The sequence below is a fragment of the Megasphaera sueciensis genome (genome assembly GCF_050219315.1).
GTDB lineage: Bacteria > Bacillota > Negativicutes > Veillonellales > Megasphaeraceae > Megasphaera_A > Megasphaera_A sueciensis.
Genome location: NZ_CP116939.1, coordinates 1,588,195 through 1,606,617, shown reverse-complemented (window position 1 = coordinate 1,606,617; position 18,423 = coordinate 1,588,195). Strand labels below are relative to the sequence as shown.

The window sequence follows — 18,423 nt, the reverse complement described above, 5'->3', positions numbered from 1 at the left end:
TTGCCTACTCGATCCAATATCAAAAAATATTATTGCGGGTTATTGACATTATTTTATAAATAAGCTATACTATGTCTCATAATACCGATAAAGTAAATATTGGTACTGTTGAGGTGTAAAAAGTGCAGGAAAAAATAATATTAGCCGTATTAGAAGAAATAAAAATACATGCGTTACGATTTCGTATGATTGATGTAACAAAACGTCTGCATATGAGTAAAACTTCGTTATATCATATGGTAGATTCCAAAACAAAATTGATCAATGAAACGATAGATTATCTTATGGAGCGTTTCAATAAACAAGAACAGGAAATCCGTTCACTGGATGTATCAACCCGGCAAAAAGTCAGTATGCTGATTCAATTGTATACCAAATCATTCACACATTTTGACCGAAGTCTTTACTCTGATTTACGAGTTGATTACGAACTTGAATGGAAGCGGTGGGCAAAATTCAGAGAGGAAAAAATTAATACGTTGCTGGAAATCTTGCAGGAAGGAATAAATAAGGGGGAATTACGCAATGTCAACTTGAGTGTGATGAAGGAATGCCTTCTAATGGTTTCAAAAGTATTGTTTGATTCTGAGTTTTTGCAAAAAAACAACTTAACGATCAGTATGGCAATGGAAAGTTTTAGTGATATCTTATTTGTAGGAATTGAAAAGAAATAAATCATCCAGGCAGTTTATGTAAAACTGTCTGGAAAAATTTTCCACTAAAATACCCAAATGAACGTTATAAGTATTATTGGTACGAAGGAGAGAGAAAATGCGAACGAAAAAGACAGATATAGGAAAATACCGAAGGTTATATGTCGGCCTGACAGCAATGTGCTTATGTATTATTCTGCTAATGATTGCTACAGGATGTAGTTCACAAAAAGAGGCAAAACTTCCAAATCAATTTTGGGGCCGTGCAGATGCAAAAGAAATCGATATTAATTCCAAAATTGCTGGCCGAGTCGTTGAATTGGATGTGAAAGAAGGTGATCTTGTAAAAAAAGATCAAATTCTGGTACATATAGATCAACGTGATCTTCAGATACAAGCAGCACAAGCACAGGCAAATATCAATGCGTTGCAGGAACAGCTAAAACAAGCATCTACAGAAACAACTATGCAAAACCAAACGACACTTTCAACAGTAGATGTATCCCACGCAAATCTGGATTCAATGAACTCCAATCTGCAACTCGCCAAGAATGATTATCTCCGTTATCAAAAGCTTTTAGGCGAAGGCGCTGTATCCAAGCAAGATTTTGATACCTATCGAACCAAGTACGAAACGGCACAGGCAGCCTATGCGCAGGCAGCGGCAGGGGTTTCATCCGCAAACGCCGGGCTGATGCAAACAGATGTAGATCAGGAAAATGAACAAGCTATACAGAAAAAAATTGAACAAGCCGAAGCAAGTCTTGAACAAATTAATATTGCGTTGGATGAAACCCTTATTCGAGCACCTTACGACGGAGTTATTACTGAAAAATATGTAGAGGAAGGCTCTATGGTTTCCACAGGGACTCCTATCGTTGCTGTGCAGGATTTTACCGATAATTGGGTAGATTTCAAGGTGCCTGAAACCAATTTGTCGAAATATGCAGTGGGAGAACAAGTCGTACTAGAAGCTCGAGACGGAAAAACCCATGTAACAGGAACAATTACAGATATCAGTAAAAAATCGGAATTTGCTACACAGCGAGCAACAAATGAACGTGATGATGAAAGTGATATTGTCAGTTTTAATGTAAAAGTACAAGTAAATTCCAACCAGTTAAGACCCGGAATGCGCTTTAGATTAATCGAGGATATCGCGTCATGAAGAATTTTTCAGAAATTGTACGCAGAGAACATCACGTGCTTTGGCAGCACTCGAGCCCTGTTGCTTTAGTCTTTTTGACGCCGCTGATTTTTTGTATATTGTTTGGGATAGTCTATAAAGAAAATACGGTTCGCCACATTCCCATAGTAATTTATGATCAGGACCAAAGCAGCGTAAGCCGCAGCCTGATTCAAGTATATGATGATTCGGAACGCTTTGATGTGAAATATTATGTGAATACGCAGGAAGAAATGTCACAGCTGCTGAAGGAAGGAAAAGCTCAAGTAGCACTGGGAATTCCAAAAGATTTTTCCAAACAAATTAAATTGGGATATGGCACCGATGTTGTACTTGCCATTAATTCAACAAATAATATTTTTGCAAATTCTGCGTTATCCGCTATTGAAGAAAACGACAGGACCTTTTCAGTAAGTATAGCACAAAAACTTGTGGAAAGTGCCGGCGTATTACCATCCGAAGCGATGAATACAGTAGATCCGATCCGCATCGGAGTACGTATCCTAAACAATCCGACAACAGGATATACTTCCTTTATGTTACCCGGCATTGTCCTCAACGGAGTACAAATCGCCCTGCTTTTGACAGTCCCCTCGTTAGCTTCGATCGCTAAACAAAACATGTATGGACCGGAATACTCTTCACTGGGAATCATGTTAGCAAAAGCACTGCCGTATTGGGGTATGGCAGTCCTGTCATACATAGTGTCGCTGGGCGGCCTGTCCTTGTTTTGGGCGGTCCCTATCCGTGCGCAATTCTGGCAGTTATTATGGTTGGGCTGCTGTTTTTCATTTGCAGTTATCGGCATATTATACTTGTTTTTCTCTTTATGTCCAAACGAAACATTAGCAGTACAAATCCCTTTATTGTACATCATGCCCGGGCTTTTATTCAGCGGATTATCCTGGCCTCTTCTCTCCATGCAGGGATTCGGCCGTTGGTATGCCGGTATTATGCCGATTACCTACACCGCTGATAATATGCGTGATTTAATGCTTGCAGGCTATGCCCCGTCTTTAAACGACGGAATACAAGCGTTATTGATCATGGGAATTATTGCTGAAGGACTTGCCTGGGGCGTTTTTTCCCTGAGCCGGTATTGGAAACAAAAAAAACAACCAGTAAAGCAGGGAAATCTATCATGAATGTATGGCAAATCATAAAACGTGAAATCAAGGAAATTTTCATACAAGACCCCCGGCGTATTATTTTCGTCTTTGGAGCCATATTACTTTATTTGTTTTTGTTTGGTTTTTTGTATGGACCTGGCGTAGTAAAACATATTCCGACGCTTATTTGCGATGAAGACCAGTCTCATCTAAGCAGAGAATTAATACGAAATCTGGAAGATAATGAAAGTCTGGACATCCAACAGGAAGTTTCTTCTGAAGAAGAGCTGCAGCAGGCTCTCATGAACAAGGAGGTGTATGCTGCAATTCAAATTCCCAAAAATTTTTCCAAAGACATTACGCAGGGACATTCTACTACCGTACTGTATATGGTCAATGGTTCAAATCTTGTATTTGCTAATACAACGTCATTGGCAGTACAGGATACGGTTAACGAATGTTCTGATAAACTCGCTGCCCATTATGCATCGTTGCGCCTGGGAATGGATGAAAGTATATTAAAAAAAGAAATCACCCCCGTTCACTATAATCTGCGTGTTATAAACAATCCAACACAGACATATTTGCTCTTTTTCTGTATTGGTCTTGCTATGACCGCTTATGAACAAGGATTGTTTTTTGCTATAGGAGCTTCCGTGCATTATGATTTCAACCATTGGACCGAATTGGAGAATACCTCGCTGCATACATTGCTCTTTGGCAAAATACTGATTCATTGGCTGTTTTCAATGATAGCATTTGCCGGTTTTTTATTTTTTTCCGGCTATACCTGGAACATCCCAATCAAAGCATCATTTTTAAAATTGTTTTCCCTTACAGGCGCATTTTGCTTTGCTGTACTTCTCCTTGGAATGCTGACCTCTGCATTATTCTCCACAGAACTTAAATATGTGAAGGCATCCCTCCTATATGTCGTCCCTGCCTTCATTTTATCTGGGTATACCTGGCCGTTAGAATCTATGCCATTTTATATCCAATGGATGGCAAAAATCTTTTTCCCTTTGACGTGGATTGCAAGTGCCATGCGAGATCTGCTTTTGTCAGGTACAACCAGATATTTACCAGAAAGTATTATCGCGCTTTTAACAATGGGAGTTTGCTGTCTGTTGTTTGTTAAAAAAATATTCAAATACGGTTGCAATTCACATCTTCTTAAAAAATACGAATAATTAGTAAGATTGACTATCATGAGTGCAGATGCAATTGTTATGGCAATGCCTGTTTATTGGTATTCTGTGCCTTTTTAAATTAAGGCAATTATAGATCATTTTTGCTCATTGTGTTGCCGGAAAAGATGAGCGGAAAGAAGTGTGTATTCATTGTCAGGATCTGCCTTGTGACATCTTGAGAAAGTGCCATCAGAGACAGACGATTAGAATACAAAGACAATTGTGACCACGTGGAAGTTGAACGCGCTTTCAGTTTAGCGAAACGTCGGTTTGGCCTTAGCCAAATCAGAACATATCTGAAAGGAACGACACAAAGTGTGATAGCGCTGTCTATTTTAACACTGAATCTGAGGAAACTCCAGGCTATTCCGTGTACACCAACTTTATTTTACGTATATTTACAACTGTGGAAAGTAAAACGGGCCTTAAAATAGTTGCCGTGTCGAAAAGTAGTTTTTGTGCAGTAGATATCATCTAGATCAACACATTTACCGAGAACTTCTTGATACATAGAGCTAAAGATGGTTTATTGAATAATAATAATCAGTAGTATAATAACTGATGCTAATACTAGTTATAAACGAGGGGGACTATATGCTAAAAAGCTATTCAAAACTTGTTGGATTAGGGGCATACGTACCTAGTCAAAAAATGACGAATCATGATTTAGAAAAAATGGTTGATACAAATGATGAATGGATAGTTCGCAGAACAGGTGTAAAAGAAAGACGGATATCAGGAAAAGACGAATTTGCAAGTGATATGGCTGTAAAAGCAGTTGAAAATTTGATTGAAAGATATCATGTGCAGGTTGAAGATGTTGATATGATAATTGTAACGACATTTACGCCAGATCATTTGGTACCGACAGTTTCTGCTTTAGTACAAAGTCATTTTGATATAAAGGCAGCCGGAACTATGGATTTAAATGCAGGATGTACAGGCTCAATTTATGGATTATGTGTTGCAGATTCATTGATAACTTCAGGTCACTGCAATAAAGTATTAGCCATTTCATCGGAAACAGTGTCTAAAGTTTTGGATTATACAGATCGAAATACTTGTATTTTACTTGGTGATGCAGCTGTAGCGATGTTATTGGAAAAAACTAATGGAAAAGGTAGTTTTATAGCATCTTATTTTGCTACAGAAGGAAAATTTGCACCATATGCTACATGCAGTAATTTATCACAAACCGTTAATGGAGAAGTTATAAAGAAAGAAAAATTATTTGAGCAAGAAGGCAGTGGGTTATATAAATATGTTGTTAAAAACATTCCAGTAGGGATTTCGTCATTATTAAAAAAAGCTCATTTAGATATAAGTGATATAGATTGGTTTGTCCCTCATAGTGCTAATCTGCGCATGATAGAAGCCATTTGCAAAAGAATTGATATGCCTATTGAAAAAATGTTAGTAAGTAATGAGTATTATGGCAATACTTCTTCTGTATCAATCCCATTAGCAATATGGCTAGGACAGGAAGCTTTAAAAATTAAGTCAGGTGACAAGTTACTTCTGTATGGCTACGGCGCAGGATTGACTCATGCTGGTCTTATTATCGATTGGGATTAAATTTATATATGGTAAAGAAAAATTTCAATTTCATTTTGTCCCGGATGATTAAATACCATGCAGACATTATCATCAGAATAGTGTTTGAATAGCGTAGTAATCATGTAATTGGATATTGAAAAATATTATTGATGTCGAGATACCGCAATATACAAGAAGTACACCGATCCAAAAAACAGAGCATTTCAAAGCTGATTGTCTGTTTAGGATAATAGGGGATACCCGGCATTTAACTATTCACTGTTTTATCGGTCGGTTACTTTTATTATGTGTAATACATATTTCCTTTTTTGTTATATCATTTATAATAAAAGGATTAACAGGATTATTCTAATTTGTGCCATTCACATGTATTTGAATGCAGATAAGCTGATGGATAAGTATTATAGGGTTGAGTTGGCTAAGTATGAGGAGCGTTTTTATGAATGATTATTGTACGAATGATGATGATGCTAATAAGAAATACGAGGATTTTCTTTACAATACCAGACAGTTTTATAATAACCTTTCGGTGCATTTTTATGGAGTAGGGTTACCCTTTCCTTTTTATTCAGAGAAGGAATAGTATAAATCAATGGTATATTTCGCTGATAGTATATTTAGAAGTACCACAGAAAATGTGAATCAAGCAGTCAATAACTTTGTTTACTGGATTTCGAATTCTTCAATTATAGTGAAAAAGTTCGGGAAAATAGAACAATTACAACATAAAAAGAATCAATCTCCCAAACAACTTACAAAAAAATTAAGAAAAATTGTAAAAATTTCAAAGAAAATACTTTAAAAATAGAAAACAATCAAAATGAAGATGTATATCCAATGATTTATCAAAAACAGTTTAAAGAACTCATTAAAATACCCTTTTGGTTACCTGTGATTAGAGATGTACATGGTGCATTTTTTCTTGAGTTTTATTTAGAGCATGATGGTAAATCAATTTTTGATTATTGTAATAGCGCCTTAAAAAAACTGTCCAGTTTATTGTAGCCTATTCACCTACTTGTTTTTAGTGAGGCAGAACGACATATGTGGAAAAAAGAATGATTGTGGCAATAGTTTGTCATTTGTTCTTTTTGTTAGTGAAGAAGGTAATTTAACAATTGATAATCGGAAAGAGAAGACAACTATATGGACTTTTGGGGGATTAGGCATGTTGATTGGTAGTGGCGTTGTGGGGACGATTGTATTTTGAATATTGTTGGCAAATAGCTTTATTGTTAATCTAAGCCTGAAAGGAATGTTCGGTCTTTTTGGGGGGTGTCGGGACTACATTTGTTAGGTGCATTTTGTTGAGTTGTCTGGCGAGTGCAGTGGGTGATTCATTTTGTCGAAAAAGCTTATATGTATATCATCGGTATATTAGTTGTTTTTTTTGGTATCCGAATTTGGGAAAACAATGATATTACTAGTATATCGCTTTCGCATTAAATGGTTAAGCACTCGGAACATATCATAAATCTTACGGTGGTAAAGATAATTGATGCTATAAGAAAGGTGGTATTTTATTGCGACACATTGCAAAATTAGTAGCACAATTTTAAAGGTATCGAAAGAAGTTTATTTAGAATTACATTTTCATATGCAGAGTGATTCAGAATTAATAGTCATAAATCAAAACAATGTTTTATTTATGCTAAACAGAATACTTATATAGATGCAGTCTTGTTGAATTTCAATCATATCGGAATAAATTTTATAAGGTTTGATTTTTGAGTTCTATAGTGGTTGCATGCTGTAATCTTCTATGGATTTGAAATATATTAAACTAATAATTGAAATATTAATACAATACTATTGAAAATTTGGTATTGCATAAAAGACTTAGTAGTGGTATTCTAGAAAAAGATAATTTCATTTTGTCGACAATAGACAATATTACCAAAAGGAGAATTCTTGTATGAATTTACAACTTACGGGTAAACCAGTTCTGGTTATGGCATCAAGTAGTGGTTTGGGTAAAGCAACGGCTACAGAATTTGCCAAAGAAGGAGCAAAGGTTTTTCTATTTAGCCATAATCGAGAAAAACTAGAAAAGGCTAAAAAAGACATTCATGAACAAACAGGTATTGATATTCAATATATAGAGGGAAGTATGTTGTACAACGATGATATATGTCATGCGGTAGATACGGTAGTTCGTGAATGTGGGTCTATATATGCTCTTGTCAATAATAGTGGCGGACCACCAGCTGGAACCTTTGAGAAATTTGAAGATGATAAATGGCAATTTGCATTTGAAAACAATCTGTTGTCATATATTCGCGCTATCAGATATGTACTTCCGTATATGAAAAAGAATGGAGAAGGTAAAATTGTCAACTTTGCTTCTTCATCTGTCAAACAAGTCTTAAATAATTTAATTTTATCAAATACCTTTAGAATGGGTGTTATGGGATTATCTAAGTCTTTGTCACAAGAATTAGGCGAATATAACATTTTAGTCAACGTCGTTGCACCAGGCAAGATAGCGACAGACAGGGTACACTTATTAGATGATATACGTGCTAAGAATGCTGGTACGACGCGTCAGGTGATAGAAGCTAAGACTGAATCAACTATTCCATTAGGACGATATGGGACACCGGAGGAATTTGCAAGAATAGTTGTGTATTTATGTTCTCCAACTAATACTTACATAACAGGACAGACTATCTTGGTTGATGGGGGATTAACCAAAACATTTTAAACTGATGGGTGGCTAATAATTTAAATTTATATAGGATGAGTGGTAAGTATGGAACCTGTTTTACAAGATTTAAGTCATACACTGTCTTTAAAAGATCAAGTGTATGAAAATATAAAAAAGCAGATTGTTATAGGAAATTTTAAGCCAGGATCACGACTCATTGAAGATAATATTGCAAAAGCAATGAATATTAGTCGAGCACCTGTGAGGGAAGCTTTAAATCATTTGGAACGTGATCGGTTCGTTCAGTTAGTGCCACGAAAAGGTGCATATGTTACACAAGTAACGCAACAGGACATTGTAGATAATACGGAGATGCGAATACTGATGGAACCATATGCAGCAAGATATTCGATTAATGATATCCCAGAGTGCATGATTCAGGAAATTGAGAAGAAGTTGCTATATGTATTAGAGCATCCCGATGATATTGAAAATTATATCGAGTCCGATATAGCTGTTCATGCATTGTTTTACAAATATTCATCTAATCGTTTATTGGTCAATGTATTGGATAATTTGATTGATTATTCATTACGTATAAGATATCTACCTGAAACTATGAAAAATGGTGTGGATATCAATGTTATAGTTATTGCAACCAGGGAACACCTGAAAATTATCGAAATGATGAAATTAAGGGACGGTGCACATTTATCTGATTTAATTAAGAAACATTTACAAAATGCAGAAAAAAGAACGGAAATGAGTATTATATAATTAATTGACGTTATAACAATTATATGGTACAATTCATGCCAGTAAAAAGTTAATAATTGCAAGTATGTACGTTAATGAATTTAAAGAGACAAGGATGTCTTCTGTAACAGGAGGATGACCTTGTCTTTTTTTTAGTTATAATTGTCGACAATATACAAATTACCATTCATTATTAATTGAGATATAGGGGAGATTTTAATGACTTTAACACATAAAATTTTAAATATGACACCATCAGCAACAGAAGCTATGACCACAACGGTTGGAAATTTAAAACGAAAAAATATCGATGTTATTGATTTTAGTGTAGGAGAACCCGATTTTCCGACACCGGATAATATTAGTACAACAGCAATACAGGCAATCAATGAGCATTTTACAAAATATACAGCTGTTTCAGGTATTTATGAGTTGAGGCAGGCTGTATGTGAAAAATTTAAAGATGATAATCAGGTTACATATACTCCAGAAGAAGTCATGATTTCAACGGGAGCAAAACAGACACTATTTAATGCTATATTCACGTTGTGTGAAGAAGGTGATGAAGTTATTATACCGGCACCCTGTTGGGTCAGCTATGTTGAAATGGTTAAGTTGGCAGGTGCCACTCCTGTTATTGTGCCATTACATGAAGAAGATGGATTTCAGCTAGATGTAGAAGAAATAACACGATGTATTACTGAAAAAACAAAAATGATTATTATCAATAATCCTAATAATCCAACAGGGACGGTATACAGAAAAAAAGACCTAAAACAATTAGCAGACGTATTAATGAAGAATAATATATATATACTATCTGATGAAGTGTATGAAAAGCTGGTTTATCAGGACAACAAACATTTATGTATGGCTTCTTTTATGGCAAATAACCGGTCATTGCTTTTGTTGGTCAATGGAGTTTCAAAATCATATTCTATGACAGGATGGAGAATTGGCTACATTGGTGCAGATAAAGCAATCATTTCGGCGATGGATGGTGTGCAGGGACACGTTACATCTTCAGCTAATTCTATTGCACAAAAAGCTGCATTAGAAGCATTAACAGGAAGTCAACAAAGCGTTACGATCATGCAAAAAGAATTTGAACGAAGAAAAAATATCATGGTTCAATTAGTAAGAGAGATACCGTTGTGGGATCTGTCTGTAGAACCGGAGGGTGCATTTTATGTTTTTCCTAATGTATCAAAAATGTTTGGTAGAACAGGTAAGGGTATTAGGATAAATGATTCTGTTGATGTCGTAGAGTATTTGCTTGAGGTTGCGCATGTTGCTGTTGTTCCCGGTAGTGCTTTTGAAGCTTCTGGCCATATACGTTTATCGTATTCTAATTCGCTGGACAATATAAAGCAGGGAATGCAAAGAATCAAAGATGCGATTTTACTATTAGATTAGAGGGTGTTCTTATTATGAAGACAACAGATGAAGTTATTCATTTATTGAGTGAGTTGGTTTCCGTACCAAGTATGAATGGGAACGAGGCTGGTGTTTCGAAATTGGTTTATCAGTATACTCAATCTCTTGGTATGGATGTGTATTATGAGGAAGTGGAACAAGACCGCAGTAATGTTATCGCTAAAAAGAAAATTGGAAAAGGTGGGAAGACAATCGTTTTGAACACGCATATGGATGTGGTGCCTGTTGTTAATGGATGGGCATCCGATCCTTTTCACTTGACCATTCGCCAGAACAAAGCATATGGCAGAGGTGCTTGCGATGCCAAGGGGCCATTGGCATGTATGTTACTGGCAATACGTAATGTCATTAATGATCCGGGTAATATTCATGGAGAAATTATTATGACGGCAGTTGTTGATGAAGAAGATTTTAGTCATGGTGCGAAGAAAATGGTTCAGAATGGGTTCAATGGCGATTATGGCATTGTAGGTGAGCCTACAAGTTGTAAAATTGCTCCTTGCCATAAAGGAAGCATGCGGCCCATTATTCGCGTTACTGGTAAAACAGCGCATGCTTCTCTTCCAGAGCAAGGTATTAATGCTATTGAAGGCGCAGCTGTTTTTACGATGGAAATGAAAGAATATTCAAAACAATTGAAAAAAATAAATCATTACTTATTGGGTAATCCAACAATGGCAATCACAAAATTAGTAGGCGGGGTAAAAGAAAACGTTATTCCCGACAGTTGTGAATTAATTGTGGATCGACGAATGGTTCCCGGTGAAACGGAAGAAGAGGTAGTGGATAGTTTCAAGAAGATATGTGCTTTGACAGAACGTAAAATGCCAGGAATAAAAGTGGATATAAAGGCTTTAAAGGAAACCACAGGGGGACCGACAGAAATCAGTCCAGAGTGTAAATATACACAAGCTGCGCTTGATATAGCAACGGATGTCACTGGAAATGAAAAGACATTTTATGGTCTCACTTGCGGATGTGATATGGTGCATTTAATGAAATGTGGCATTCCAACAATTGTTGTTGGACCAGGATCTCTGAACCAAGCACATCAAACCGATGAGTTTGTGGATATTACACAGTTAGAAAGATGTATTACAATATATGAAAATATTATTCGATGGTGTTTATCATAATAATAGAAGGGACTGTTATACATTGCATATTAATCGCGCTGTAATATACCAAAATAATTTGCCATTAAAAATACCGTTCAAACACGCCTCATCAGGATATATTGATAGCTTGGAAGAAATTTATTTAAAACTAGAGGCAGATGATGGCACTGTTGGGTTTGGCGAAGTCAGAGGCAATTGTTCTTATTTCACAGGAGATACGACAGAAGCTGTCATTGCTACATTGAAGAGTGCCATTCTTCCTGTATTATTTGAGATAGATTTGACTAATATCAATCAGACACATGACAAGATCGAGAATGCCATTGTTGGTAATATGGCATCCAAAGCCATTGCGGATATTGCTATTTATGATCTGATTTCGAAATATTATGGATTACCTTTGTGGAATTTATTGGGTGGTGCCCGTAAAATGCGTTTGCCTACTGAAGAAAATATACCTTTTTGTAGTCTTGAAGAAACAAGAAAAAATGCGAAAGCTTTACTGGATGACGGATGCAGGTTTATAAAAGTCAGAGTAGGACTCAAACCTTTTCAAAAAGATGTTGAACGGGTAAAAGCTGTTTATGAAGTAGTAAAACAACTCCATTTGGAAAGTGAGACAGAAATTGCCATTGATGCAAACCAATCATGGGAAACAAAAGAAGCACTGGTCAATATCAAAGTATTGCAGCAATATGGTTTGAAAATCGTGGAACAACCCGTTCCCGCTAAGCATGCTGACTCATTAAGGATGTTGCATGAAAATTTGGATGTAAAGATATTTGCTGATGAGGCTGTTTTTAGTGTTGATGACTTAGTTAATCTTATTAACGAGAATGCTATAGATGGTCTCCATATAAAACTCATTAAATCGGGTGGAATTTATAATGCTGTTCGTATGATGGATATTGCAGAAGCACATCATTTGTCATACATGGTAGGTGGTATGGATGAGGGTATGTTAGCTGTAGCTGCTGCTGTTCAATGTGGAGCGGTTTCCAGGACCAATTTGTTTGAATTGAATGGGCATTGCAGAATCAAAGAAGACCCTTGCAGTGGATTGGAAGTTTCCCATTCAACGGTAATGGTTCCCACAGGGATTGGACTGGGAATTCATGTAAATGAAAAACAGTTACATGAAATATATAAAGAAAATAGAAATTAGAATATGGAGGAGTTTACGATGGGAAAAAAATTAACAGGTTTTTCAAAGGAAGAATTTGATCAACGGCTGGCAAACGTAAGAAAAGAAATGGCACATAGAAAACTTGACATTTTTCTTGTGAATACGCCGGAAAATGTTTTTTATCTGACCGGACACAAATCACCTGGCTATTATATGTATATGTGCTTGGTTATTCCTATGAATGGTGAAGTCACGTTGGTTTTGCGAAGAGGCGAATTAGGCAATGCAGGCACGTTTTCTTGGCTTGGAAGCGATGCGTTGGTTGCATATGATGATACGGACGATCCTCTGCAGAAGACAATTGATGTAATACATCAGAAAGGTGGCCAGAAAAGCAAAATCGGAGTCGAATATACATCTTGGTTTTTAACGACTAAAAACTATCTTGGATTAAAAGAAAAATTAGAAGGTTCGGAGATCGTTGATGCATCCGGAATTGTTGAACAGGGGAGGCTCATCAAATCACCTAAGGAAATTGAATATATAGAACAAGCCGGAAAAATTTGTAATGCGGCTATGCAGAAAGCCTTTGCAACAGTACGAGTAGGAAATACTGAAAATGATGTTGCTGCAGCCATATTTTCTGAAATGTGTGTGCAAGGCAGCGAGTTCTATGGTACAGAACCGTATGTTGCTTCAGGATATCGGGCCGGTGCGATGCATTCTTCCTGGACGAGTAAGGTGATGAAAAATGGAGAAACAGTATTGTTGGAATTATCTGGGACAGTCAATCGATATAATGCAGCATTGATGAGAAGTGTTTCACTGGGGAAACCGTCACTGGTAATGCAGGAATGGTCAAAAGTATGTTTGGAAGCCTTAAATGCGGCAATTGATGCTATCAAACCTGGCGTTACTTCGGAATCTGTTGACTCGGCTTGTTTAGATGTTATTACAAAAGCGGGATTATATGAAAACTATCGTAAAAGAACAGGGTATTCGATAGGCATTGCATTTGCACCCGATTGGGGTGAAGGACATATCATGAGCCTTCAGCAGGGGGATCAACGGATTTTACAGCCTGGTATGACATTCCATATGCCACCAGCTATCAGAAAATTAGGGAGTTATGGTGTCGGGTTCAGTGAAACTGTTTTGGTCACTGAAACAGGTTGTAAAGTGATTACCCATGTTCCAAGAGAATTGCATATTGTTGAATAATATTATAGCAATGGCGCTATTAGTAGGAAAGGGGTCCTGTTAATAGTGCACTGTTATTAGATGAGGGGGAAGAACGATGAATACGAACAGAATGATAAGAGTTTTGGGGATGGTAATGTTGGTTGGAACGTTGATGGTTACAATTGCTGGATGTGGAAATACTGGTTCCGGTGGCAATCAAAGCAAAGCGGAAGTAAAAGCACCGGAACAATTAGCCGAGTCAGGTAAATTGACCTTTGGTACGGCAGCGACTTTTCCACCTTTTGAATACATGCAAGGTTCGAAGTATGTTGGTTTTGATATTGAGATGGGAGAGGCTTTAGCAAAGGAAATGGGGCTTGAATCTAATATTCAAGCTATGAATTTTGATGGGCTTATTCCAGCATTAAATGGCAAACGATTAGATATGATCAATTCAGCTATGTATATTAAACCGGAACGGGAAGAACAAGTTGATTTCATTCCGTATTTAGTATTGGGAAATTCTATTGTTGTTAAAAAAGGTAATCCAGAAAACATTACAACGATGGATAATTTATCTGGAAAAACTTGTGCTGTTACCCGTGGGGCTGTTGAAGAAATTTATTGTAGAGATACCAATAAAAAACTGGAAAGTAAAGGTAAGTCACCGATCACTATATTGGCATTACCTACCGCAAATGATTCTGTCCTAGCCACAGAACAAGGTCGAGCAGACGCATTCCTAGTATCATCACCTGGAGCAGCATATTTGATGGAAAAAAAGCCTGATACCTTTGAAATTGCAGGTACTTTTGCAGCTGAAACAAAAATAGGTATTGCTGTGCGTAAAGGTGATACAGAAACAAAAGAAGCGGTTGAAAAAGCATTGAAAAAACTGGTCGAAAACGGCACTTTTGAATCTTTGATGAAAAAATATAATCTTCCGACTGAAATGAATTACTTTGCGAAATAGAGCGTATTACTTATTTTATGTAGATTGGGGCGAATATTATGGAAGGGTTGTTTAATTATGTATGTTCACCAGATTTTTTGAACGGAGCTGTCTCTACATTAAAACTAACAATTTGTGCTCAGATCGCAGGCGTTTTATGTGGATTTCTTCTGGCGATTTTCAGAATGTCAAAATTTAAAATATTTCAAGGAATCGCAAGTATTTATATTTGGATTTTTAGAGGAATTCCGGTTTTGGTTCAATTAATTTTTGTTTATAATGCGTTACCACAATTTGGGTTAAAACTAACCTCATTTCAGTCTGCAATGGTTGCGTTGACATTAAATGAAGCCGCATATATGGCTGAAATTATTAGAAGTGGACTGAAATCGGTTCATCCAGGTCAGCAACGTGCTGGGTATGTGCTGGGTATGTCCAAGCTTCAGATTATGCGACATATTACATTGCCACAAGCATTGCGGACCGTTGTCCCACCTACGACGAATCAGTTCATTGCCATGTTAAAAACTTCGTCTTTGGCTTCGGTTGTTGGCTACGGTGATTTGCTGCTGACGGCACAACAGATGGCAAGTGCCTCGTTTGATTATATTCACACTTTAATAGCGGCAGTTGTGTATTATTTGTTTTTTACTTCAATCTTTACTATTGCACAAATTAAAATTGAACATCACCTGGATATATCTCGACGATTTGATCAAGCAAAATCTCCGTCCTTGTTTTCTTCATTTCTTAGACAGTGCTCAATTGTCATTTTAGGAGGTGTGCATACTTATGAAGGGATTAATAGAAGTACGAGATGTAAATAAAAGTTATAGTGGTAATGAAATTTTGAAATCAGTATCTCTTAGTGTTCATGAAGGTGAAAAAGTAGTTATGATTGGACCTTCCGGTTCGGGGAAATCAACATTATTAAGATGCATGGCAGGTTTGGAAAATGTGAATGGAGGGCAAGTATTATATAAGGGAAAAGATATGAGCAGCAGAAAAAATTATAGCCGGACCGAAATAGGCATGATTTTTCAATCATTTGATCTTTGGAATCATCTGACAGCATTAGAAAATGTCATGCTGGCACCGCGAATTGTATACAAGGATAATAAAAATAAGGCAAAAGCAGATGCCATGGTTTTATTGGACAAAGTACATTTGAGTGACAGGGCAAATCATTATCCGGAACAGCTTTCAGGGGGACAACAACAACGTATCGCCATTGCCAGAGCATTAGCAATGCATCCCAAGCTGATGTTTTTTGATGAACCGACGAGTGCGCTGGATCCTGAAATGACATCGGATGTATTGGATATTGTTGTAGACTTGGCAAAGAGTGGGATGACTATCGTCATTGTTACACATGAAATGGAATTTGCTCAAAAGGTAGGTGATAGGGTGATTTTTATGGATAACGGCAGTATCATTGATGATTTACCTGCTAAAGATTTCTCGTTATCTGGCTCTTCTCATCCGAGAATTCAAAAATTTCTGCGTCAAATAACTCAATATTAGAGGACTAGGAGAGAGTTCAATGAATATCATTTCCATTGCGTTGGTTCAACCGATAACCTATTTTGGCAATGTACTGCAAAATGTAGGGCATTGTGAAACCTTTATTGACCGGGCCGGGAAAGAAAATGTGGATTTAATAGTCTTTCCAGAATTATATCTGTCGGGATATGATTTGAATTTTCTAAAACAATCGAAGTGTTCTTTGCAATCTGAAGCTGTTCAATATATAACAGAAATTGCAAAGAAAAATAAAATCTATGTTATCTTACCTGTTGCATTACAAGAAGGATCTCAATTATATAATGCAGCTATCCTTATTACCAGAAATGGAGATGTAGAAGGAATATATCGCAAAGTTCATCTGTGGAGTGAAGAAAAAAAATATTTTCAGGCTGGAAATCGATATCCGGTTTTTCAAACGGATTTTGGGAAAATCGGGATTTTAATTTGTTACGATGCAGGTTTTCCTGAAGCTTCCCGTATGTTGGCATTACATGGAGCCGAATTAATAGTATTTCCTGCTGCGTTTGCCGATACACCGATATTTCGTCAACGATGGAATATGTATTTTGGAAATAGGGCATTAGAAAACACTTGTTTTGTAGCTGCGGTTAATTCCATTGGTTTAAATAGTAACGGTGAAAGATTTTTTGGTAATAATTTAATGTATGGTCCCGATGGTTTGCGAATTGCTGCAGGGACAGATTTTGAAGAGCAGATGGAAATAGTAAAAATTAATTTGGATACTGTAAAAGAAGAAAGGGAAAATTCATATTTAACTGATTTACGGATGGATACATATGAATATAGGAGTGAGTAGTCAATGAGTCATATATTAAAAAAACAAATTAAAGGTATATATATTTTAGCAATAACGCCATTTAATCAGGACTTTTCATTGAATTTGGAAGGATTGCAAAAAAATATTGATTTCTTCATTTCGTCAGGTGTTAATGGTGTTGTTGTCGGTGGTACTTATGCTGAATATCCAAGCATGACAATTGAAGAAAGAAAACAATTGTTTAGAGCCGCTATTGAAGCTGTTAATGGAAGAGTACCTATTGTATGTTGTACTGCTGATAGCGGAACACAGAATGCCATTGATTTAACAAACTATGCAGATAAAATTGGTGCAAATGCTGTAATGGTAACTCCTCCTTATGTTTCGGAGGTCCGCTCAACTGATATGATATATCATTTTGAACAATTAGATGCCAATGTGGATATTCCTATTTTAATTTACAATAGTGCCAGTATTGGCGTTAGTTTGACACCTCAAGATATAAAGGAAGTATCTAAACTTAAGCATATTTATGGAGTTAAACAAGGGGCAACCGATTTGAATGTTTTAGTAAGGACATTAGCTTATGCCGGTGATAAAATTTCCGTTATGTGTGCATCAGATGGATTGATTCTAGGGGCATTAGCTTCCGGGTATCCTGGTTGCACATCAACTAATGCTAACTTTATGTGTGATGAATATGTAGCTTTATATGATGAAGTCATGAACAATCAATTAGCAAAGGCTCAGAAACGTTACTATAGATGGCAACCAATGCGCGACTTAGCTACTCGATTTGGCCAACCTGCGATGGTGAAAGCGGCAATGGAATTAAAAGGCCTCAGTGCAGGACCAGTTAGGCCGCCATTTCAATCTTTAGATGAGAAAGAAAAGGAAGAATTGACAACCGTATTGGAACAGTGTGAGTTGTTGTAATCTGATTAGTTGAGGTAGTTATGAAACTGGAATTCATAAATTATTAGACCAAAGACCAGCTCATTCCTTGGGATAAGATGGAAAGGATGTATGCTTTTTTGAAGAAATTAAATTTATGCAGTAGATAGTGGTCAAGTGAATAAGTGTATAAATTTTGCATATGTGTTGTTAATACGTTTTTATTGTAAAAGTTTACAATAGTTGCTTATACTATCGCTTAAATGTAAGAAAATAGATTAAAAGAGACAGTAACAGAAAGAAACGAAAAG

Annotated in this window: 17 protein-coding genes; all 17 read left to right on the top strand. The window is 36.5% G+C overall.

Going from position 1 to position 18,423, the window contains the following annotated elements; translation table 11 throughout:
• Positions 1-122: 122 nt before the first annotated feature.
• The 17 genes from NXG62_RS07700 to NXG62_RS07620 all read left to right on the top strand — a co-directional run bounded on the left by NXG62_RS07700 (position 123) and on the right by NXG62_RS07620 (position 18,154).
• On the top strand, positions 123-674 hold the full coding sequence (locus NXG62_RS07700; protein WP_427111880.1) for a TetR/AcrR family transcriptional regulator: 552 nt from the start codon (positions 123-125) through the stop codon (positions 672-674).
• 97 nt (positions 675-771) lie between these two features.
• Positions 772-1,821, top strand: coding sequence for an HlyD family secretion protein (locus NXG62_RS07695; protein ID WP_427111879.1), 1,050 nt, complete (start codon positions 772-774; stop codon positions 1,819-1,821).
• Complete coding sequence (locus NXG62_RS07690; RefSeq protein ID WP_427111877.1) at positions 1,818-2,984, top strand: ABC transporter permease; 1,167 nt, start codon at positions 1,818-1,820, stop codon at positions 2,982-2,984. Before NXG62_RS07695 ends, NXG62_RS07690 begins: the two co-directional genes overlap by 4 nt.
• Positions 2,981-4,138, top strand: a complete 1,158-nt coding sequence (locus NXG62_RS07685; protein ID WP_427111876.1) for an ABC transporter permease — start codon at positions 2,981-2,983, stop codon at positions 4,136-4,138. The genes NXG62_RS07690 and NXG62_RS07685 overlap by 4 nt, the downstream gene beginning before the upstream one ends.
• A gap of 188 nt (positions 4,139-4,326) precedes the next feature.
• Positions 4,327-4,572 (top strand): transposase, encoded by a 246-nt coding sequence (locus NXG62_RS07680; protein WP_427114258.1) that lies wholly within the window; start codon positions 4,327-4,329, stop codon positions 4,570-4,572.
• Positions 4,573-4,732: 160 nt separating this feature from the next.
• Positions 4,733-5,713: a ketoacyl-ACP synthase III gene (locus NXG62_RS07675; RefSeq protein ID WP_427111875.1), complete on the top strand. Its 981-nt coding sequence runs from the start codon at positions 4,733-4,735 to the stop codon at positions 5,711-5,713.
• A 1,897-nt stretch (positions 5,714-7,610) separates the two neighbouring features.
• Positions 7,611-8,399: an SDR family oxidoreductase gene (locus tag NXG62_RS07670; protein WP_427111874.1), complete on the top strand. Its 789-nt coding sequence runs from the start codon at positions 7,611-7,613 to the stop codon at positions 8,397-8,399.
• Positions 8,400-8,447: 48 nt separating this feature from the next.
• The gene (locus NXG62_RS07665; protein WP_427111873.1) at positions 8,448-9,119 is read left to right on the top strand and encodes a GntR family transcriptional regulator; all 672 of its coding nucleotides are present in this window, start codon (positions 8,448-8,450) and stop codon (positions 9,117-9,119) included.
• Between the two features lie 198 nt (positions 9,120-9,317).
• Complete coding sequence (locus NXG62_RS07660) at positions 9,318-10,514, top strand: pyridoxal phosphate-dependent aminotransferase (protein ID WP_427111872.1); 1,197 nt, start codon at positions 9,318-9,320, stop codon at positions 10,512-10,514.
• Positions 10,515-10,528: 14 nt separating this feature from the next.
• Positions 10,529-11,671 (top strand): M20 family metallopeptidase, encoded by a 1,143-nt coding sequence (locus tag NXG62_RS07655; protein ID WP_427111871.1) that lies wholly within the window; start codon positions 10,529-10,531, stop codon positions 11,669-11,671.
• On the top strand, positions 11,640-12,818 hold the full coding sequence (locus NXG62_RS07650; RefSeq protein WP_427111870.1) for a mandelate racemase/muconate lactonizing enzyme family protein: 1,179 nt from the start codon (positions 11,640-11,642) through the stop codon (positions 12,816-12,818). Before NXG62_RS07655 ends, NXG62_RS07650 begins: the two co-directional genes overlap by 32 nt.
• A gap of 18 nt (positions 12,819-12,836) precedes the next feature.
• Positions 12,837-14,000, top strand: a complete 1,164-nt coding sequence (locus tag NXG62_RS07645) for a M24 family metallopeptidase (RefSeq protein ID WP_427111869.1) — start codon at positions 12,837-12,839, stop codon at positions 13,998-14,000.
• Positions 14,001-14,076: 76 nt separating this feature from the next.
• A complete protein-coding gene (locus tag NXG62_RS07640) occupies positions 14,077-14,934 on the top strand; it encodes an ABC transporter substrate-binding protein (protein ID WP_427111868.1) in 858 nt (285 codons plus the stop codon).
• Positions 14,935-14,972: 38 nt separating this feature from the next.
• Positions 14,973-15,740, top strand: a complete 768-nt coding sequence (locus NXG62_RS07635; protein ID WP_427111867.1) for an amino acid ABC transporter permease — start codon at positions 14,973-14,975, stop codon at positions 15,738-15,740.
• Positions 15,706-16,437, top strand: coding sequence for an amino acid ABC transporter ATP-binding protein (locus tag NXG62_RS07630; protein ID WP_427111866.1), 732 nt, complete (start codon positions 15,706-15,708; stop codon positions 16,435-16,437). The genes NXG62_RS07635 and NXG62_RS07630 overlap by 35 nt, the downstream gene beginning before the upstream one ends.
• A gap of 19 nt (positions 16,438-16,456) precedes the next feature.
• Positions 16,457-17,257: a carbon-nitrogen hydrolase family protein gene (locus NXG62_RS07625; RefSeq protein ID WP_427111865.1), complete on the top strand. Its 801-nt coding sequence runs from the start codon at positions 16,457-16,459 to the stop codon at positions 17,255-17,257.
• Between the two features lie 3 nt (positions 17,258-17,260).
• Positions 17,261-18,154: a dihydrodipicolinate synthase family protein gene (locus NXG62_RS07620; protein ID WP_427111864.1), complete on the top strand. Its 894-nt coding sequence runs from the start codon at positions 17,261-17,263 to the stop codon at positions 18,152-18,154.
• The last annotated feature ends 269 nt before the right edge of the window (positions 18,155-18,423 follow it).